Origin of the sequence: Bacillus crepusculi, from assembly GCF_014764715.1 — a bacterium.
GTDB lineage: Bacteria > Bacillota > Bacilli > Bacillales > Bacillaceae > Bacillus.
Window position 1 is genome coordinate 1 of the sequence record NZ_JACXXE010000002.1, and the last position, 19,217, is coordinate 19,217.

Consider the following 19,217-nt stretch of genomic DNA (forward strand, 5'->3'; position numbering starts at 1 on the left):
GTAGAAGGCGGTTTTTGATTAAGCATGATCTGCTGGGAAAACAATACCTGCGTCCTTTCTTGCGGCTTCAAGGACTTTCATAACAGAGAGGCTTTCATCAAGCCATGCATAGCACTGTTCATGATTTTTGGTTTCAATGATGTGCTGGAAAGCTTCAGCTTCATAAAACAGGCGGTTTGGATTCGTTTGTGCATTGAGTGAGATGACTCTGTCATCAACATGTAGCAGCACTTCCTCACAGCCATTTGCCCCATTTTTCACATGCATGAATCCTTTTTCTCCTTGAATCAGAGCGAAGTTCATGCTGCTTGTATCCTTACTGCCGACACTTGTCGCAATGAAATCATTGTAAGTGAACGTCAAAACACCAGATGTGTCAATGCCGTTTGGATGGCGGTTGGCCTGGTATCGAACCTGCTCCGGTGATCCAAAGAGATTCATGATGAAATGGACATTATAGATATTAATATCCATCAAGGCTCCTCCAGAGAATTCTGGGTTAAAGACATTTGGTGTTTCACCGGCTAGCAGCTGATTATATTTACTTGAATATTGACTATAGTTGCATTGAACCAGTTTGATTCTGCCTAATTGATGAAGGTGCTTTTTGATTAAATGATAGTTTGGCATATGAACAGTCGTAATGGCTTCAAATAGGAGGAGCTGTTTTTCCTTTGCGAGAGCGATTAAGGCTTCCAGCTCTTTCGTATGAGAGGTGAAAGGTTTTTCGCAAATCACATGTTTTCCGTTCTTCAATGCAGCCGTGGCATGCTCGCTATGTAAACGATTTGGTGATGCGATATAAACAGCCTCTATGTGTGGATCTTCTAGCATAGCGGTTAAATCTGTATAAGTGGCTTGCACACCAAATTGATCTGCGAGTTTCTTTGCCGTTGCTTCCTTTCTTGAATAGACAGCGTGACAAGAGGCACCTTCCAGCTGTTCAATCGCCTGCAGGAAGCCTTCCACAATCACGCCTGTTCCGATGGTTGCAATTTTCATTCTACTCAAAACCCCTTCCAAACTCGTTTGATGTCAAATAAAGCTGTCTTTAGTATACCTGATGTTTTGATCGAACGTGCACTTAAGGCGAGGTGTGCCAGTGACACACACCGGCACAAATTTGGCAGATTCCACCATTAGCTGATGTTCGCTAATGTTTGTTTCGTTAACAATTGAATGGCTGCCTTCCTCTTCTTTAGCTCCTGAATGGAGTGTTGAATATCTTCTACCTTTTGTTGGAGCAACTGTTCAGCTTCTGTTTTTGACTGTTTTTCAAATAGTGACGTGATAATTTCACGAATTTCTTTGAGTGAGAAATCTAGCTTTCTCGCTTCGGTGATAAAGGATAGCATGAGTACATATTTTTTATCATATAAACGATAGCCGTTATGTGCTCTCTTTGGCTCGGGGAGCACACCCTCATTTTCGTAAAAACGAATGGTTTCAATATGTACACCAGACATTTTTGACAATTTACCTCTAGTAAATGTAATCATTCCCTGCACCTCCTTTCTTTGCTATCCATCATACAATTAGATTTGCTAGTTTCAAAATAAGCAATGGTGAACATTTGTTCCATTCTATTCATCTGAAAAGGGTCGTAAGCTCTATTTAAAGCAGGATGAATAGAATGCGATATAATAGATTAGGATAAGATGATTTTTTGTTACAGGTGGGAACAAGTAGACAGCGTGAGAAAAAAACGATAGGCTAAAATAGGTAAATAGTAATGAAGAAACCTGTGATCATGTGGATGATCGCTCAAAATAGTGACAGCACGTTTTGCTGAGAAAAGGGGACCAGTGAATGTATAAATTAGTCGCAATTGATATGGATGGTACGTTATTAAATGATCAACATATGGTGCCAGATGAAGTGTTCGAAGCCATTCAACAGGCAAAAGCAGAGGGAATTAAAATTGTGTTATGTACAGGCCGGCCAATTGGCGGGGTGAATCGCTATTTAGCAGAGCTTCAGCTCAATCAAGAGGGAGATTATGTGATTGCCTATAATGGGGCGCTTGTCCAAAACAGCCATACAAATGATGTGGTGTCAGAACTGACGTTATCCTATGATGATTTAACTTCTTTATATGAACTAAGCCGTCAGTTGGATACACCGATGCATTATTTCGATTCAGCTCATTTGTATACACCAAACCGCGATATTAGCGAGTACACAGTGCTTGAATCCTACTTAACAAAGCTGCCGCTTAAGTATTTACCTGTCGAAGAGGCAGATCCAACAATGAGGCTTCCGAAGATGATGTATATTGATCAGCCAGAACGTTTAGAAAAGACGATACAAGCCATTCCGTCTGAAGTGAAGGACAAGTACATGATGGTGAAAAGCACGGATTTCTTCCTTGAAATTCTGCATCCTGATGTCAGCAAAGGAAATGCCGTGAAGCTTCTGGCTAAGGAGCTGGGCATTTCTCGTGAAGAAGTCATGGCCATTGGTGACAATGGAAACGACGTATCAATGCTGGAGTTTGCAGGCTGCGGCGTCGCCATGGGAAATGCCATTGATGAGGTCAAAGCAGTAGCGGATGTTGTGACAAAATCCAATAATGAAGCCGGAGTAGCACATGTCCTGCATGAGCTGGTTTTAGGAAAATAAGAAAAGAGCGGTCTACCAGTGAGGTAGCCGCTTTTTTATATGGTTGAGAAAAAGTAAACAAGCATACGTCTGCTGCTCAAATTCGTCTTTTGCAGCATTGCCTTCACATGATCATGTACGGTGTGAGGTGAAATACATAACGTACTGGCGATTTCCTTTGTAGACTGGCCCTTTAATAAGCAGTCAAGGACGTTCATCTCTCTATCTGTCAGCCGATACGTTTTCGCCGCATAAGGAAGAATATCGCTCGTTTGGGCTCTCTTGATATGAATCATGACGGCTTCTTTTTGCCCGGTTGCCTGCTCTAATTGAAATGCTTGAAAAGAGAGGAAAAGCCCTGTAGGCATTCTCGTCATGCTTGCCGCTGTTTGGGTGCCGCCGCCGTATAAAAGCTTAGCACTTAATGCTCTGAATGGTCGGGGCATGACGGCACGGTCATGGATTTGCTCAAAGGTTTGGAAGGTATGTAGCCAATGAAGCCCTGTTTCATTTCCATAAAGAAGGGTGTGATCATGAGAAAGAATGAGAAACCCTTGCTGCTCTGCCGCGTCATCAGCTTCAGTGTCTCTTTTTTTGAAAAGCTCATCTCTCAGCTTGGCTGCGAGTGCTGGGGTTTGATGGATGACTGCTTGTATGTCTCGTTCATGAAAAGGTTCCTTTCCCTTTTTACGATAGAGGCTGGCGATGCCCCAGCATTCTCCTTGGATCACAAGGGCTACCCGCAATTCATCTCCCCATCCTTTAGGTAACAGGATGTGCTGATAGCGCTCACTGCTCAGATATTTTCCGCTCTGGACGAGGCTTGCGGCATGAACAGGTCCTTTTGCTAGCGACTCATGCTGATGCACGTCCTTTTTTAAAAACTCATTTTGAAACAGCCGGTCATGAATGTCTTCAATCGGTTCATCTGTGAAGGAACCTGTCGAGAGGAGAGTGGCTGGATCAATGGTCGTAATACAGGCGGCATCAAAATCAAGGACGGCGGCAAGCTCGTCCCGAACGTGTTGTCTCAGCTGCTGAAAATGAGTCGCTGGATTGGTCACATGATCTCCTCCTCAAAAATCCCCACTATTAGGGATCGTTTTTCCTGATGTCTCTTTTTACAATAAAGATGTCATACCGCTAGTGTACAGGAAACCATGTAAAGCGGAAAGGAATTGGAGGAGAAGCACATGAAAGGAAATCAGCAGTGGCACGATCCAATTGCTGAATCATACGCAGCAACGATTGCACATAAGGTACCCGGCTATCATCTCTTGCATGAGCTGACAGTAGACGTATTAGAAACTGAATTAAAGGGAAAGGCCTCTCGCATTTTGATTGCCGGAGCGGGTGGTGGGGAAGAGATCATCAACATGCTTCAAAGAAAAGCAGACTGGCTCATCACAGGGGTCGATCCGTCACCTTCTATGATGGGTATGGCGAAAAAGCGGGTAGCAGAGCTTCAAATGGAGGCGCGCGTTACTTGGCATGAGACCGCATTACACAAGGTGTCGGCTGAAACTGTATACGATGCAGCAGTGAGCTTACTTGTGATTCATTTTGTGAAAGAGCGGCTGCCATTTTTACAGGAGATTGCCCGCCGGCTTCAACCAGGGGCATTGCTTTTGGTGGCATTTATACAAGGAGAGATGAAGTCACGCACATTTCAGCAGGAGCTTCATATGCTTTCTCTTTTCATGCAAAGGCAAGGCCTAGAAAATGAAGTGTTTGCGTCCTTTAAAGCTAGGCTGGGACGCGCGGCACATCCTGTTCCTGAGGAAGAGATGAGAGGTCATTTAATCAAAGCGGGATTTGAAGACATCAAACCTTATTTTCAGGCAGGAATGATCAAAGGGCTTGTTTGCAAGCGAGGTCGTAGAGAGCCGGATGAGAAATGAGATCACAGGTGATGGTGATTGGCGGCTATGGACATGTCGGACAGCAATTATGTCTTCAGTTAAGTGAAGTGTATCCTGGGCAAATTGTTGCGGCAGGCAGAAGCTATGAGAAGGCTGAACAATTTTCACGCCAGACAAAAGGGCGGGTTCTTCCTTATCAATTAGATGTCAGTAAGCCGTTACATTCGGACTGGATAGATCAAACGAAGCTGGTGATCATGTGTCTTGATCAAGATGGCACGTCATTTACTGAAGCAGTTCTGCGTTCAGGTATTGATTATATAGATATATCTGCAAAGGGGGCGTATTTGGAGCAGGTGGCAAAGCTGGATCAGCAGCACATCGGTGCAACGGCTTTGCTCAGTGTAGGGCTTGCGCCTGGCCTTACGAATTTATTAGCGGCGAAAGCGGCATCTATGCTCTCGTCAGTGGATCAAATAGATATTGGTATTATGCTTGGGATGGGCGATCAGCATGGAAAAGCCGCCATTGAATGGACGCTTGATCATGTTCATACTGACTATGAGCTTACCGAGCATCATCAGCGAAAAAGAGTCAGAAGCTTTACTGGAGGCAAACAGGTAAACTTTGGCGGGAAACTTGGAAAACGGTATGCCTATCGATTCCCTTTCTCTGATCAACAGACATTGCCTTCAACGCTTCACGTGCCTTCTGTGACGACAAGGCTTTGTTTTGATTCCCGCGTGGCAACGCGTGCATTGGCTTTCACAAGGAGCCTTGGAATGACGTCTCTTCTCACTGTGCCGAAAATCAAGGAACGAGCTATTTCCATGATTCAATCTACTCAAATGGGAACAGATCAATATGCAGTGAAAGTGGAGGCTACAGGAATGGATGGGAACAAGATTCATCAAGCAGCGCTTGGAATAAAAGGACACGATGAGTCTAAGGCAACAGCTCAAGTCGCCTGTTCCGCGGCACTGCACTTATTGAACAGACGATTTCAGCCAGGCGTTTTTCATATCGAAGAATTATTTTCACTAACGTATACAAAAGGTGATTTTGCTTTGGTCGATCATAAAACGAAGGAAGAACGGGCATTAGCGATTAGAGCCAGCCTTTTAGACTAGCATCACGCTAGTCTTTTTATGATGCCGACGCCACTTCTCCTTTTTTCTTGATGCACGCTGTAATGAGCTGTGTCAATGTGTCAGAACCTTTTGATGAAAGGTGGACACCATCAGGCTGAAAATAGGCTGGCTGCCTTGTAGCAGCTGAATGCCAATCGACCAAGGTGACATTGTGATGTTGATCGGCCACTCGCTGTATCACTGCATTCACATCGTTTTCCCAAGACCTTGGAACCCTCGTGTTCACAAGGAAAATGTGTGCCTTAGAAAAATGCTGAATGAATGCTGTCAACGTGCCCTCGGTAAAATAACCATTCGTGCCAAGCTCAATAATAACAGCGGCATCAGATTGATTATATGAAGCGTATTGAGGGGCGATGCTGATGGCTTCGTTCATTTGTCTACCAACCTTCGCATCAATGGTGATTTGTTCATATGCTTTTTCAAGGTTCGGCGCAATGTCTAACATGACGGAATCACCAATAGCCAGAACTTGATGAAACTGCTTGTGATCTGCTGCTTTTTTTTCGTGCTTTTCTTTCTTTTTCTTTGCTTTTGATTCCGCAGAGTCTCCTGCTTTTTTCGGTGCCGTCTTAATTTGTGTCACTTCCTTGGCATGTGGGGAGGTGTGAGACGAGCTGGACATACCAATCGTAAATAAGATCAAGAGAGATGCGGCGATGCCAAGAAACACTTTATTGGACGTAGACCACTGCTTGATTCCTTTTTTCCAAATAGACCAAGAGGCAAAATATTGTCTGAAGCCAAGTCGGCGGATGGGCTGTTCGATAAAGCGATAGGAAGCCTCTGCAATCAGTAAAATGGCAATGAGCTGTAATGTGACACGCCCCATGGAAGGCTGTCCAATTTCAATGACAGGTGTGGTCAGCACGATGATCGGATAATGCCACAGGTAAATACCGTAAGAACGCTTCCCAAGAAAGACGAGCGGCTGATAGGAGAGCCATTTCCCCACAAGACTTGCAGGGTGGCAGACGCACGCAATTAAGATCGCTGCATTCAGACAGAATAAAAGCATGCCACCCTGATAGAGGAAGCCGTCAAATTCGTCCACTGTATACACACATAGAAGGAAAATCGCAAACGAACCAAATCCGGCGATATGTAAAATACGTCTGCCAACAGGAAGTAATTTTCTGCTAGACAGTCTTTGCATCGGCCATACAAATGCTAGACTGCACCCAATCAGGAGCGCAAATGCACGAGTGTCTGTTCCGTAATAAACCCTGCTTGGGTCGATATCCGGTGAATAGAGAATCGCCATCCATAAGGCGGAGACAAGTGCAAGGCCAAAGGTGATCATTGGCAGGCGAGACCTATTTTTCACCCATTTTAGTCCTGCAATCAACAGCACTGGCCACATGATATAAAATTGCTCCTCTATCGCCAAAGACCACAAGTTTTTCAGTGGAGATACAGCGTTGAAGCTATCAAAATAAGACAGCTGATGGAAAATGTACCACCAGTTACTGACATAAAAAAAGGACGATATGGCATCGCCACGAATGGATAGTAATGCGTTTGAACCAGCAATGGCGCACCAGCTGACGGTTAAAAAAATCATCACGTAAGCAGCTGGAAGAAGCCTTCTGATCCGTCCCATCCAAAACGGGAAAAGCTCTTGATAGCCCAAATCCTGCTTATGTAAAAGGATCGTCGTAATCAAATAACCAGAAATCACAAAAAACAAATCAACGCCAAGAAACCCGCCGCTTGCGGGTCCGATATGTAAGTGATAAGCAATGACCGCCAATACAGCAACGGCCCGCAGCCCATCTAATCCTAATATATAACGTAAACGATTTTCCTTGTTGTTCATGAAAATGAATCCCCCATCAATGTCGAACGCTTCTTATTTGTTGTTTACTCCAAAAGAACAACGATTCTTTTATTTTATATAAGTTTAGACGAATCAGCATCACATTTTGTTGGCGAATTTCTGTCTTTTTTAATAAATTTTTTTATATGAAGATAGAGATGGGAGCGATTGTCTTATTTTTATATGCAAAACCAAAATCCCTGTCATAATAAAAGAAGAAGGAAAGGGGATGTGTGAAATGAGAACGATTGAAAATGATCAGTTATTGGTTCAGATCAATGAGAGAGGTGCCGAGGTCAGAGAGGTACTTCACAAGGAAAACGGGCGTCACTATATGTGGTCGGGTGATCCTGCATATTGGGGCAGGGTGTCGCCTGTCTTATTTCCGATTGTTGGACGATTAAAGGAGGATCAATACAAGATAGGTGATCAAACCTATGAGCTCACGCAGCATGGATTTCTGCGCGATGTCGATTTTGATTTATATGAAGAAACGAAAGATACGTTGACCTTTCAATATGAATCAAAAGGTCGTCATGTTGAGCAATATCCTTATGAATTTACAGCCCGCATTCGTTATGAATTGTCGGAAAATGGGCTGACGATTTCCTGGGAAATTAATTATGACGGAGACGACACGATGTATTTCTCCATTGGAGGGCACCCCGCATTTCATATCCCGCTTACTCAAGGTGAGCAAACAGCAGATTATTCACTGACATTGACACCATCCACTGAACATCTACCTGTCCAATATGAACTTCGGAACTCACTTGTAAGGGAGAAGGAAAAAGGCATTCAGCTTGAGCCGATTCAGCTTCGACCAGAGCTTTTTCAGTACGATGCGATGATTTTTAGTCATATCAATCGTGTGTCATTGCATTCCCAAGCAGGCCATGGGGTTGAGGTCGACCTCACGGGTTTTCCGTTCGTTGGCATTTGGTCTCCTTATGATCAAGAAAAAGGAACGATGGCTCCTTTTGTTTGTATTGAGCCTTGGTATGGCATCGCAGATATGGAAGGAACGAATGGGCAGTACAAGGAGAAATTCGGCATTCAAACTTTAAAGAAGGGTGAGACCTTTCGTGCCGCTTACACCATTTTTTTCAAATGAACATGTGTGCATGATGAAGTGAACAATTTGTTATGATAGAAGAAAAAAAGGAGGCGTACGAATGGATCGGGAGAAACAGCAACTCAGTATTGAAGCGGCAAGGCTTTATTACTTATCTGATTACAGCCAGCAGGAAATCGCCAAACAGCTCGACCTGTCGAGACCGACTGTGTCTCGGCTGCTTCAATATGCGAAGGAAAAAGGGTACGTCCAAATCACGGTGATGGACCCATTTGAGGATTTAAACGAGCTGTCTTTATTGCTCAAGGAAAAATACGACCTGCTCGAAGCTCATGTAGTATTTTCGCCAAAGGACGACTATCCAACCATCACCAATTACTTGAGCCAATTTGGTGCAGATTACCTGCAAGACACGGTGAAAGACGGTGATATCGTGGGGGTGAGCTGGGGAACCACCATGTATCAAATTGCGCAAAAGATGCAACCTAAACAGGTAAAAGGTGTAGAGGTTGTCCAGCTCAAGGGCGGCATTAGCCACTCCCATGTGAATACATATTCTGCGGAAACTATCCAGCTGTTTGCGGAGGCCTTTCAAACCGCACCACGCTATTTGCCACTTCCTGTTGTGTTTGATAGTGCAGAAGTCAAAGAGATGGTGGAGAAGGACAGACATATTCAACGAATCATTGAAATGGGAAAACAGGCGAATATCGCTCTGTTTACTGTTGGTACAGTAAGAGATGAGGCACTTTTGTTTAGGTTGGGTTATTTTCGTGAAGAAGAAAAAGCGCTGCTCAAGGCATCCAGTGTTGGAGATATTTGTTCGCGCTTTTATGATCAAGAAGGACGCATTTGCAGTGAAGCGATTAACAATCGCACAATAGGCGTGGAGCTTGATGATTTAAGGACAAAAGAACGCTCTATTCTTGTCGCTGGCGGACATCGAAAGGTTGCCTCTATCCACGGAGCCCTAAGAGGAAAATATGCGAACGTATTGATCATTGATCAGCACACAGCAAGAGCTCTTTTAAATGTCACAAAATAGATGAACAAAATTTCATAACTATGTTTACAAATGTTCAAAGGTCATTTAAGATGAAAGTATCTTAACTAAAAGGAAGTGTGAAGCATGACGATAGCAAACCTTATTGATCATACAGCACTAAAACCAGATACATCAAAAGCTGCAATCTTGCAGTTACTTGAAGAAGCAAAGACTTATCAATTTGCATCCGTTTGTGTCAATCCAACATGGGTGTCACTTGCAGCGAAAGAACTAGCTGGGACAGGCGTTGATGTATGTACTGTCATCGGTTTCCCGTTAGGCGCAAATACAACGGCGGTCAAAGCATTCGAAACAAAGGATGCGATTGAAAACGGAGCGACAGAAGTGGACATGGTCATCAATATTGCGGCACTGAAAGACGGCGAATATGAAGTGGTTGAACAAGATATTCGTGCGGTTGTAGACGCGGCAAAAGGGAAGGCACTTGTGAAAGTCATTATTGAAGCATGTTTGCTCACAGATGAAGAGAAAGTGAAAGCTTGTGAGCTTTCTGTGAAAGCTGGCGCTGATTTTGTGAAAACATCGACTGGATTTAGTACAGGCGGTGCAACGGTTGAGGACATCGCATTGATGCGTAAAACAGTAGGACCTGATATCGGTGTAAAAGCATCAGGCGGCGTGAGAACAAAGGAAGACGTTGAAGCATTGCTAGCTGCAGGCGCTACCCGCATTGGAGCCAGTGCAGGCGTTTCCATTATTAAAGGAGATCAATCAGCTCCTTCTAAAGACTATTAATTCATACGGTCCTATGGTAGGATAACATTCATGACTCATTAAATGATGAAAAAGTCATATGCGGAAGGATCTCGTTCTGGGAATTTCTTCCGCACTTTGTTTGCGAAATAGGGTTTGTCCCATACAAGCGCATTAATGTAAACGAATTCATTCAAGGAGGAAAAACATGAAATACGTGATTGGTATCATCGGTTTACTGGTGATTCTCGCCATTGCATGGCTAGCAAGTAACGGGAAAAAACGAGTGAAATTCCGTCCAGTAATTGTCATGATTGTACTGCAATTTATTTTAGGTTATATTCTGCTCAATACAGGTGTTGGGAACTTCCTAGTCGGAGGCTTTGCGAAAGGATTCCAAATGCTCCTAGGCTATGCCGGTGAAGGAATCAACTTCGTATTTGGCGGGTTAATGAATGATAATGCATCAACTTTCTTCATCAACGTCTTGCTGCCGATCGTCTTTATTTCGGCATTGATTGGTATCCTGCAGCATTGGCGTATCCTTCCGCTTATTGTACGCGGAATTGGATATTTGCTTAGTAAAGTAAATGGAATGGGGAAACTAGAATCCTACAACGCAGTAGCGTCTGCGATTTTAGGTCAATCAGAAGTCTTTATTTCCATTAAGAAACAGCTCGGATTATTACCTCAGCAGCGTCTTTATACATTATGTGCATCTGCGATGTCGACAGTATCGATGTCAATTGTCGGTGCGTACATGCAAATGATTAAACCAGAGTACGTTGTGACAGCACTTGTGCTGAACCTATTTGGTGGATTTATTATCGCGTCTATTATCAATCCATATGAAGTGTCTAAGGACGAGGACATGCTCGAAGTCGTCGAGGAAGAAAGACAATCCTTCTTCGAAATGCTTGGCGAATACATTATGGATGGTTTCAAAGTAGCGATTGTTGTTGCTGCAATGTTGATTGGATTCGTTGCATTAATTGCGATGATTAACGGTATCTTTACAGCAGTCATTGGTGTTTCTTTCCAAGATGTACTTGGATACGTGTTTGCTCCATTTGCGTTCCTAGTTGGTGTTCCTTGGAGCGAAGCGGTACAAGCAGGAAGTATTATGGCAACCAAAATGGTATCCAACGAATTTGTGGCGATGCAAATCCTATCCGGTGATGCTTTCCAATTCACTGCTCGTACAGAAGCCATCATTTCTGTATTCCTTGTGTCATTTGCGAACTTCTCTTCTATCGGTATCATTGCGGGAGCAGTCAAAGGCTTAAACGAAAAGCAAGGAAACGTTGTCGCACGCTTTGGGTTAAAGCTGTTATTCGGTGCAACACTTGTCAGCTTCTTAACAGCAGGCGTTGTCGGTTTGATTTACTAATTTTAAAAAAGGAATGGTGAAAACAATGAGAATGGTAGATATCATTGCGAAAAAACGTGACGGAAAAGAATTATCTTCAGAGGAAATTTCTTTCTTTGTCAAAGGCTATACGGACGGAACAATTCCTGACTACCAAGCAAGTGCCTTGGCGATGGCGATTTTCTTCCAAGATATGACGGACCAAGAACGTGCAGACTTAACACTCGCTATGGCGAACTCAGGCGATACGATTGACCTGTCTGCTATTGACGGCATTAAAGTAGATAAGCACTCAACAGGCGGAGTAGGCGATACAACAACGCTTGTACTTGCTCCTCTTGTTGCTGCACTTGATGTACCTGTTGCAAAAATGTCTGGGCGCGGTCTTGGGCATACAGGCGGTACAGTGGACAAGCTTGAAGCGGTAAAGGGCTTCCACGTAGAAATTACAAAAGACGAGTTCATTGAGCTCGTGAACCGTCATAAAGTAGCCGTCATTGGGCAATCAGGCAACCTCACGCCAGCTGATAAAAAGCTGTATGCCCTTCGTGATGTGACAGGAACCGTTAACTCGATCCCGCTCATTGCAAGCTCCATTATGAGTAAGAAAATTGCTGCGGGTGCGGATGCGATCGTACTAGATGTGAAAACAGGCGCAGGTGCTTTCATGAAAACACCTGAAGACTCTGAGAAGCTTGCAAAAGCAATGGTTCGTATCGGAAACAACGTAGGCAGACAAACGATGGCTGTCATCTCTGACATGTCTCAGCCACTTGGATTAGCGATTGGAAATGCTTTAGAAGTGAAAGAAGCCATCGACACACTTCGAGGCGAAGGTCCTGAAGACTTAAACGAGCTTGTGCTGACTTTAGGAAGCCAAATGGTTGTTCTTGCGAAAAAAGCAGATACACTTGATGAAGCAAGAGAAAAGCTGATAGAAGTCATGAAAAACGGCAAAGCACTTGAGAAATTCAAGGAATTTTTAGAAAATCAAGGTGGAGACAGCTCGATTGTAGATCAGCCTGAAAAACTGCCACAAGCTCCATATCAAATCGAAGTACCTGCAAAAGAATCAGGTGTGGTTGCTGAAATCGTCGCAGACGAAATCGGTGTTGCAGCGATGATTCTAGGAGCAGGACGTGCAACAAAAGAGGACGATATCGACCTATCTGTCGGCATCATGCTGAACAAAAAGGTGGGAGATCGTGTTGAAAAAGGGGATTCACTCGTGACACTGCATGCAAACCGTGAAGATGTTTCAAATGTCATGGAGAAAATTTATGACAACATCCGCATTGCAGATCATGCTGATGTACCAACTTTAATCCACACAGTCATTACAGAATAAAGGAAAAGGGCAAAAGTGATTCGTCGCTTTTGTCCTTTTTTATGTCATAAGGCGGGCGTTCAGCTCGTCTTTTTCTTTCGTGATAAAAAATTTCACTTTATGAAACAAACCTCTTGCAATCATCAAACAATGGGTGTATATTAGTTGACGAGTCAATGATTGATATATCAACTAATTGATCTGAATAGAAAAGAGGGGATGGCATTGACTGCATTTTGCTCTGAAGAAGCAGAGGTATTATATCGTTTGCAGTGTGTGAACCGTATGATGGGCGTGAAGTTCGAAGCATGCACGGGCATCAGCCAATCGAGACTTGAGTTGCTATCACTGTTATTTCAAGCCGATGAAATCAGCCAATCAGATTTGCAGAAAAAAGTAAATATTGATAGTGCGGCTGTGACGCGTCACTTAAAACAGTTAGAAACAAAAGGAATGGTCACGCGCAGAAGAAAGCCAGAAGATAATCGAGTCACACTTGTTCGTCTGACAGAGGAAGGCAGAACACGAATCGAAGCTTCTAAAAAAGAAAAAGAACGATTTATCTCAGAAATGCTTGAAAACGTAAGTGATGAAGAACGAAAGCTTCTCACTGATGTGCTCATCCGTATACAACAAAACATCGAAAAGATTCAAACAACTTAAAGGAGTGTTACAACATGGCTACAACATTAAAAACAAACGATTTTATGGACATTATGAAAGGGCGCCGCTCTATTCGTAACTATGACCCAGCTGTGAAAATTAGCAAAGAAGAAATGACAGAGATTTTAGAAGAAGCAACAACAGCACCATCATCAGTGAATGCACAGCCTTGGCGCTTCATGGTCATTGACAGCCCAGAAGGAAAAGAAAAGCTTGCACCGCTCGCAAAATTCAACCAAACACAAGTGGCAACATCAGCGGCTGTCATTGCTGTATTTGCAGATATGAAAAACAATGAATACTTAGAAGAAATTTATTCAAAAGCGGTAGAGAATGGCTACATGCCGCAAGAAGTGAAAGAAAGACAGATTGCTGCCTTAACTGCACACTTTGATGCTCTTCCAGAGCAAGTCAATCGCGAAACCATTTTAATTGACGGTGGAATTGTGTCTATGCAGCTCATGCTTGTTGCACGTGCACATGGCTATGATACAAACCCAATTGGCGGGTATGATAAAGAAGTTATCGCTGAAACATTTGGCTGGGATAAAGAACGTTATGTACCAGTTATGTTGCTATCAATCGGGAAAGCAGCTGACGAAGGCTATGCATCTTACCGCTTACCGGTCGATCGTATTGCAGAGTGGAAATAATATTTTTTAAAAAGGAGACGATCATATGATTATTATTCATGCAGGGATGACCATTCATCCAGAAAAAGAAACCGTATTTCTAGAAGAAATCAATGGATTAATGAAAGCTTCACAGGCTGAAGAAGGCAACGTATCCTACAAGCTATTTAAGGATACGGAAAAAGAAAATACCTTTTTAATGGTAGAAATTTGGAAAGATGAAGCTGCGGTTCAAAGCCATAATGCAAGTGCGCATTTCCAGGCTTTCGTAGCGAAGGCAAAAGAATTTTTAGCCGCTCCACTTGATGTGGTTGCCTTTCATGGTGAGCAACTTTCATAGAAACACAACAAACACCCTAGGCGTCTATGCCTAGGGTTCTTTTATTTTCGACACCTCGTTCCACCCCTATCATTCGCGTATTGTGCATTTTCCACAAAGTTTCTGAAAATAAAATGTTTTTCGACTGAATAATATTGGAATATGCTAGAATTAGATATTATTTATTACCAAATTAGGGAGGAACCAATATGAAAAAAGGGAAATGGACGAGCATAGCACTAACAGCTGTCCTCGGTTTAGGCACATTGACAGCTTTCAGCACCCCACTATCTGCCCACACCACAGAAAAGTCAACATCCTCAGACGGCGGTCATTATTCAGGTATTCCATTCGACGCAAGTGTTGTGAATGAAGACCGTCTTATCAAATCCTTGAAAAAACAAGGAAAGATCAAAAAGAATGCCAATGAAGCAGAAACCCAAAAAGCGTTAAAGAACTATTTAAAGAAAAAAGAAGAAGCGGCCATGAAACAAAGTGCCAGCACCTTAACAGAAGAGCCTGAATTCCTAAAAGAATATAAACAAGACGTACATAATAAACTAGCCAAAAAGAAAAAGCTAAAGAAGCATAAAGGAAAAGAAGGCAACCAAGTAAAACCAGTCAAAAAGGAAAAGTATAAAGGCGACGTTCGCAATGATAAGGTACTAGTTTTATTAGTAGATTTTAAAGATTATAAGCATAATAGTATTAAAAAAGAAGAGACTGATATGTACTATGACAAGTACGATCAACAGCACTATCAAGAGATGCTTTTCGGAAAAAATGGCTACATCGGTCCAGATGGGAAACGAAAAGTATCCATGAAGCAATATTATGAAAAGCAGTCTGGCGGCAGTTACACGATCAGTGGAACAGTTGCTGGCTGGTATACAGCTAAGCATGAAGCAGCTTATTACGGCGGGAATGTTCCTGACGAAGAAGGCAGTGATGGCAGACCGCGTGAATTGGTGAAAGAAGCTCTCGAAGCAGCAGCAAAAGACCCGAATATTGACCTCGGTGAATATGATCAGTGGGATCGCTATGATATTGATGGAGATGGTGTTTATAACGAACCAGACGGCATCATTGACCATCTGATGGTCGTTCACGCTGGCGTAGGTGAAGAAGCAGGTGGCGGACAGCTTGGCTCTGACGCGATTTGGTCGCATCGTTGGTCACTTGGTGATGTATTTGAAATTCCAAACACTGAATCTGAAGTGGGTCAAGGCGGAAAGTTAGGCGCTCTAGATTATACGATTGAGCCTGAAGATGGCGCAGCTGGCGTTTTCACACATGAATTCGGACATGATCTTGGTCTACCTGATGAATACGATACACAGTATACAGGCAGAGGAGAGCCTGTTTCCTATTGGTCTATCATGTCAAGCGGAAGCTGGGCAGGTAAAGTACCTGGTACGGAACCTACAGGCTTTAGTCCATATGCAAAAGAAATGCTTCAAAACCTGCATGGTGGTAACTGGCTTTCTGGAAAAACCATTGATGGTAAAACATTAAAGAAAAGCAAAACCGTATTAATTGATGAAGCAGCAACAAAAGGAACAAATCATGATGCCGTTCGAGTTGATTTACCAGATAAAGAGATTGACGTCACAACACCTGCTCAAGGGAAATACGCGTACTTCAGCGGAACGGGTGACAATTTGAATGCAACCATGACGACAACAAGTATCGATTTGTCGAAAGGAAGCAAAGCAGAGCTTACGTTTAAAGCATGGTACGATATCGAAGAAGATTATGATTATGCGTATGTAGAAGTTCGTGAGACTGGGACAGACAAGTGGACAACCATTGCTGGAAGCATCACAAATGATCGGAATGAAGCAGGTGCTAACGAAGGTAATGGAATCGACGGAAAATCCGACGGCTGGGTAGATGCAGCCTTTGATCTTTCTGCATATGCAGGGAAGAAAATCGATTTGCAATTCCGCTATACAACAGATGCAGGCTATTCTCTGCCAGGTTTATTTGTAGATGATCTAAAGGTCACAGCAGATGGAGAGAAAGTGTGGTCAGATGATGCTGAGGGAACGTCTACATTTACCTTTAATGGATTCTCTCAATCTAATGGAAAACAATATGCCGCTCAGTATTATTTACTAGAATGGCGCTCTTATGCGGATGTCGATAAAGGCTTAAAGCATATCAAACGAGGGGCAAGCCTGATGAGCTATAATAACGGTTTGGTCGTGTGGTATGTCGATCAATCTTATAGTGATAACTGGGTAGGGAAACACCCAGGGAACGGCTTCCTTGGTGTCGTAGATGCGGATCAGCAAGTATTGAAATGGAGTGACGGTTCCATTGCAGCTACAGGGTTCCAAGTACATGATGCAGCATTTTCTTTGAATCCAAGTACGAAGCTGAATATTGATTATACAGCGACAACAGGCTTAACCTTAGAAGATCGCTATATTCGTCCGACTCGTACATTTAGTGATAAAAAGAATTATGTCAATCCAAACAACCCTGATGCAGGACGCGATGTGCCGGCATATGGTCTCTCCTTTAAAGTCGTTGGAGAAAGTAAGGATCGTTCTGTTGGAAAGGTATTAATTTCTAAAAGTAACTAAACAGAAAGCCGGATTCTACCATTGAATCCGGCTTTTTGATATGTGGAGATGAGACAGTTCATTACGTGGTCGTTTTTTGATCGAATGTCTGTTCTTTTTTATTTTGATATCCGAATGAAACCATTATATAATAAAGACTGGAAGGTTTTTCTTTCATTCATGGTTCTTTTTAGCTGTTAAAAAACAGGAAAGGATGAGCGTTACCAATGAGTTGTGTCACTGCCAAGCAATTAAAGGTGATTCGAGGGACGATGCAGACTTTTTGCAGCCATTTGGAGTATGATGGCCATGGTAAGCTTCACATCAATACCATCATGGCTTTTATTAAAAAGGAATTCGGTGTAAGGAAAATGAAAGACATTCCACAAAGTCGGTTTACGGAAGCACTAGAATTAATACAAGACTTTGATTTATACACAGACAAAATAGAGATTCGTGATCGTCTAACAGAAAGGAATTAACTAAATTGAATATTTTAGCAATGATTTTAGTAGGAATCGTCGCGTTAGAACACATTGTCATCATGTTACTCGAAATGTTTTTTTTGGAATCAAAGATGGCGAAGAGATCTTTCCGGCTGCCTGAACACTTGCAAAAAGATCCAAATGTAAAAGTGATGTTTGCCAATCAGGGGCTTTATAACGGGTTTCTAGCTGCAGGACTCATTTGGGGGCTCATTCTCGGAGCGAATACCATTGGATATATGATTCAGCTATTTTTCATTCTTTGTGTGATCATCGCAGCGGTATTTGGCGGTGTGACATCCAATAAATCCATTATTATCAAACAAGGGGTACCAGCGCTGCTTGCACTCATTGCGCTGATGCTGGCGATCTAACCTTAAATAAAGCTGCCCCGATGAGGGCAGCTTTTATCTTTTTCGAAGACCTATCAAACGAATAATGGATGTTAGACAAAGGGCAACGGCAACAGCCAAAATGATTTTTCCGTACATGACCCCTGTTAGGTTCATCAAGAAGACGGCCAATATAATACAGAGCGTGATGATAATCATCACAATCGAATAGGTTTTCATCTCTTTTCCACTCCTTTAAAAGTCCCCTCCACGAGAGGTCTGTCAATCTTTCCTCATATTATATCACTCAATGACAATTTTACATGAAATTCCCTAACGATAGAATGTGACATATTGATTAGATTTGATGGAATGCCATATTTTTTAGAAAATGGGGTATAACATAAAGAGCTGCATCGAAGTCTAATTGTTTGATATTTAATTGTGCAAAATATAAAATGAGCACATGAAGAATCGAAAGGATGATCAAGATGAGTAAGAACGTGTTATTAGTATCGACAAGCAGCTCGGAAATGAATGGGCACCCAACAGGCTTATGGCTAGAGGAATTGGCTGAGCCATTTCACATCTTTAAAGAAAATAAACTAGACGTACAAATTGTCTCTATTCAAGGCGGCACTGTACCGATTGATAAAAATTCAATTCCTGAAGGTGTCCCAGCGCAATACCAAGATGTGTATGAGTTGCTTCAGGACACAAAGGCGCTGACAGATGTGAACCCAGCTGATTATGATGGAATCTTCTTTGCAGGAGGACACGGCCCAATGATCGACTTTGCGTCCAATCAATTGGTCGCCGATGCGATCTTAGCGATTTCAGACAAAAATGGTGCAGTCGGAGCCGTTTGTCACGGCGTCTCAGCATTCGTTGATGTGAAGGATCGAGATGGCAAATCATTTATCGAAGGCAAAAAAATCACAGGGTTCACGAACGAAGAAGAGGATGCCGTTCAACTGACATCAAAGGTTCCATTTTTATTGGAAACAAAGCTTCGTGAGCAAGGAGCAGTGTTTGAAAAAGGAGATGCCTTTGCACCATTCGCTGTTGTTGACGGACAAATCATCACTGGACAAAACCCAGGATCAAGTGCAGAAACAGCACGCCTGTTTGTCAAAACCATTGCATAAAATGACCAAAAACCAGTCGGAATTCCTGCGGCTGGTTTTTTTGTTATAAAAATGTCCCAAAAAAGACCAAAACAATTACTGGAATAATGGTAAAATGATCACAGG

20 protein-coding genes are annotated in these 19,217 nt (G+C 42.8%); 15 read left to right on the forward strand and 5 right to left on the reverse strand.

Annotated elements, in window-relative coordinates:
• Window positions 1-18: 18 nt before the first annotated feature.
• Window positions 19-1,002 (reverse strand): Gfo/Idh/MocA family protein, encoded by a 984-nt coding sequence (locus tag IEE86_RS03945; protein WP_191096047.1) that lies wholly within the window; start codon window positions 1,000-1,002, stop codon window positions 19-21.
• Between the two features lie 137 nt (window positions 1,003-1,139).
• Window positions 1,140-1,499: a MerR family transcriptional regulator gene (locus IEE86_RS03950; RefSeq protein WP_191096048.1), complete on the reverse strand. Its 360-nt coding sequence runs from the start codon at window positions 1,497-1,499 to the stop codon at window positions 1,140-1,142.
• A gap of 310 nt (window positions 1,500-1,809) precedes the next feature.
• Here IEE86_RS03950 and yidA point away from each other — a divergent pair, with 310 nt between their 5' ends.
• Entirely contained in the window at window positions 1,810-2,622 is an 813-nt protein-coding gene (gene yidA / locus IEE86_RS03955) for a sugar-phosphatase (protein WP_191096049.1), read from the forward strand.
• 35 nt (window positions 2,623-2,657) lie between these two features.
• On the opposite strand, the gene IEE86_RS03960 is transcribed toward yidA, so the two are convergent.
• The gene (locus tag IEE86_RS03960; RefSeq protein WP_191096050.1) at window positions 2,658-3,665 is read right to left on the reverse strand and encodes a helix-turn-helix transcriptional regulator; all 1,008 of its coding nucleotides are present in this window, start codon (window positions 3,663-3,665) and stop codon (window positions 2,658-2,660) included.
• A 129-nt stretch (window positions 3,666-3,794) separates the two neighbouring features.
• Here IEE86_RS03960 and IEE86_RS03965 point away from each other — a divergent pair, with 129 nt between their 5' ends.
• The gene (locus IEE86_RS03965; RefSeq protein ID WP_191096051.1) at window positions 3,795-4,502 is read left to right on the forward strand and encodes a class I SAM-dependent methyltransferase; all 708 of its coding nucleotides are present in this window, start codon (window positions 3,795-3,797) and stop codon (window positions 4,500-4,502) included.
• Window positions 4,499-5,593 carry a saccharopine dehydrogenase family protein gene (locus IEE86_RS03970; protein WP_191096052.1) on the forward strand — a complete coding sequence of 365 codons (1,095 nt, stop codon included), beginning with the start codon at window positions 4,499-4,501 and terminating at the stop codon, window positions 5,591-5,593. The genes IEE86_RS03965 and IEE86_RS03970 overlap by 4 nt, the downstream gene beginning before the upstream one ends.
• 16 nt (window positions 5,594-5,609) lie before the next feature.
• On the opposite strand, the gene IEE86_RS03975 is transcribed toward IEE86_RS03970, so the two are convergent.
• Window positions 5,610-7,433: an acyltransferase family protein gene (locus IEE86_RS03975; protein ID WP_191096053.1), complete on the reverse strand. Its 1,824-nt coding sequence runs from the start codon at window positions 7,431-7,433 to the stop codon at window positions 5,610-5,612.
• Window positions 7,434-7,671: 238 nt separating this feature from the next.
• On the opposite strand from IEE86_RS03975, the gene IEE86_RS03980 reads away from it, so the two are divergent.
• From IEE86_RS03980 to IEE86_RS04030, 11 genes are all read left to right on the forward strand, one after another.
• Window positions 7,672-8,547, forward strand: coding sequence for an aldose 1-epimerase family protein (locus IEE86_RS03980; protein WP_191096054.1), 876 nt, complete (start codon window positions 7,672-7,674; stop codon window positions 8,545-8,547).
• Window positions 8,548-8,608: 61 nt separating this feature from the next.
• A complete protein-coding gene (locus IEE86_RS03985) occupies window positions 8,609-9,553 on the forward strand; it encodes a sugar-binding transcriptional regulator (RefSeq protein WP_191096055.1) in 945 nt (314 codons plus the stop codon).
• 84 nt (window positions 9,554-9,637) lie between these two features.
• Window positions 9,638-10,309 carry a deoxyribose-phosphate aldolase gene (deoC, locus tag IEE86_RS03990; protein ID WP_191096056.1) on the forward strand — a complete coding sequence of 224 codons (672 nt, stop codon included), beginning with the start codon at window positions 9,638-9,640 and terminating at the stop codon, window positions 10,307-10,309.
• Window positions 10,310-10,475: 166 nt separating this feature from the next.
• Window positions 10,476-11,657 (forward strand): NupC/NupG family nucleoside CNT transporter, encoded by a 1,182-nt coding sequence (locus IEE86_RS03995; protein ID WP_191096057.1) that lies wholly within the window; start codon window positions 10,476-10,478, stop codon window positions 11,655-11,657.
• 25 nt (window positions 11,658-11,682) lie between these two features.
• A complete protein-coding gene (locus IEE86_RS04000; RefSeq protein ID WP_191096058.1) occupies window positions 11,683-12,984 on the forward strand; it encodes a pyrimidine-nucleoside phosphorylase in 1,302 nt (433 codons plus the stop codon).
• A 198-nt stretch (window positions 12,985-13,182) separates the two neighbouring features.
• Window positions 13,183-13,626: a MarR family transcriptional regulator gene (locus IEE86_RS04005; protein ID WP_008345718.1), complete on the forward strand. Its 444-nt coding sequence runs from the start codon at window positions 13,183-13,185 to the stop codon at window positions 13,624-13,626.
• Between the two features lie 14 nt (window positions 13,627-13,640).
• Window positions 13,641-14,279, forward strand: a complete 639-nt coding sequence (locus IEE86_RS04010) for a nitroreductase family protein (protein ID WP_191096059.1) — start codon at window positions 13,641-13,643, stop codon at window positions 14,277-14,279.
• A 25-nt stretch (window positions 14,280-14,304) separates the two neighbouring features.
• A complete protein-coding gene (locus tag IEE86_RS04015) occupies window positions 14,305-14,598 on the forward strand; it encodes a putative quinol monooxygenase (RefSeq protein WP_191096060.1) in 294 nt (97 codons plus the stop codon).
• 188 nt (window positions 14,599-14,786) lie between these two features.
• Window positions 14,787-17,168 carry an immune inhibitor A domain-containing protein gene (locus tag IEE86_RS04020; RefSeq protein ID WP_191096061.1) on the forward strand — a complete coding sequence of 794 codons (2,382 nt, stop codon included), beginning with the start codon at window positions 14,787-14,789 and terminating at the stop codon, window positions 17,166-17,168.
• 206 nt (window positions 17,169-17,374) lie between these two features.
• On the forward strand, window positions 17,375-17,629 hold the full coding sequence (locus IEE86_RS04025) for an ORF6C domain-containing protein (protein ID WP_191096062.1): 255 nt from the start codon (window positions 17,375-17,377) through the stop codon (window positions 17,627-17,629).
• Between the two features lie 5 nt (window positions 17,630-17,634).
• Complete coding sequence (locus IEE86_RS04030; protein ID WP_191096063.1) at window positions 17,635-18,006, forward strand: DUF1304 domain-containing protein; 372 nt, start codon at window positions 17,635-17,637, stop codon at window positions 18,004-18,006.
• A gap of 33 nt (window positions 18,007-18,039) precedes the next feature.
• On the opposite strand, the gene IEE86_RS04035 is transcribed toward IEE86_RS04030, so the two are convergent.
• A complete protein-coding gene (locus IEE86_RS04035) occupies window positions 18,040-18,204 on the reverse strand; it encodes a hypothetical protein (protein ID WP_186299675.1) in 165 nt (54 codons plus the stop codon).
• Window positions 18,205-18,455: 251 nt separating this feature from the next.
• On the opposite strand from IEE86_RS04035, the gene IEE86_RS04040 reads away from it, so the two are divergent.
• Window positions 18,456-19,112 (forward strand): type 1 glutamine amidotransferase domain-containing protein, encoded by a 657-nt coding sequence (locus IEE86_RS04040; protein WP_191096064.1) that lies wholly within the window; start codon window positions 18,456-18,458, stop codon window positions 19,110-19,112.
• Window positions 19,113-19,217 lie beyond the last annotated feature (105 nt).

Coding starts and splice junctions, on each gene's coding strand:
- IEE86_RS04010 (WP_191096059.1), top strand. CDS start 13,641: ATGGCTACAACATTAAAAACAAACGATTTTATGGACATTATGAAAGGG.
- IEE86_RS04020 (WP_191096061.1), top strand. CDS start 14,787: ATGAAAAAAGGGAAATGGACGAGCATAGCACTAACAGCTGTCCTCGGT.
- deoC (WP_191096056.1), top strand. CDS start 9,638: ATGACGATAGCAAACCTTATTGATCATACAGCACTAAAACCAGATACA.
- IEE86_RS04040 (WP_191096064.1), top strand. CDS start 18,456: ATGAGTAAGAACGTGTTATTAGTATCGACAAGCAGCTCGGAAATGAAT.
- yidA (WP_191096049.1), top strand. CDS start 1,810: ATGTATAAATTAGTCGCAATTGATATGGATGGTACGTTATTAAATGAT.
- IEE86_RS04025 (WP_191096062.1), top strand. CDS start 17,375: ATGAGTTGTGTCACTGCCAAGCAATTAAAGGTGATTCGAGGGACGATG.
- IEE86_RS04015 (WP_191096060.1), top strand. CDS start 14,305: ATGATTATTATTCATGCAGGGATGACCATTCATCCAGAAAAAGAAACC.
- IEE86_RS04035 (WP_186299675.1), bottom strand. CDS start 18,204: ATGAAAACCTATTCGATTGTGATGATTATCATCACGCTCTGTATTATA.
- IEE86_RS03985 (WP_191096055.1), top strand. CDS start 8,609: ATGGATCGGGAGAAACAGCAACTCAGTATTGAAGCGGCAAGGCTTTAT.
- IEE86_RS03975 (WP_191096053.1), bottom strand. CDS start 7,433: ATGAACAACAAGGAAAATCGTTTACGTTATATATTAGGATTAGATGGG.
- IEE86_RS03980 (WP_191096054.1), top strand. CDS start 7,672: ATGAGAACGATTGAAAATGATCAGTTATTGGTTCAGATCAATGAGAGA.
- IEE86_RS04005 (WP_008345718.1), top strand. CDS start 13,183: ATGGCATTGACTGCATTTTGCTCTGAAGAAGCAGAGGTATTATATCGT.
- IEE86_RS04000 (WP_191096058.1), top strand. CDS start 11,683: ATGAGAATGGTAGATATCATTGCGAAAAAACGTGACGGAAAAGAATTA.
- IEE86_RS03945 (WP_191096047.1), bottom strand. CDS start 1,002: ATGAAAATTGCAACCATCGGAACAGGCGTGATTGTGGAAGGCTTCCTG.
- IEE86_RS03970 (WP_191096052.1), top strand. CDS start 4,499: ATGAGATCACAGGTGATGGTGATTGGCGGCTATGGACATGTCGGACAG.
- IEE86_RS03995 (WP_191096057.1), top strand. CDS start 10,476: ATGAAATACGTGATTGGTATCATCGGTTTACTGGTGATTCTCGCCATT.
- IEE86_RS03965 (WP_191096051.1), top strand. CDS start 3,795: ATGAAAGGAAATCAGCAGTGGCACGATCCAATTGCTGAATCATACGCA.
- IEE86_RS03950 (WP_191096048.1), bottom strand. CDS start 1,499: ATGATTACATTTACTAGAGGTAAATTGTCAAAAATGTCTGGTGTACAT.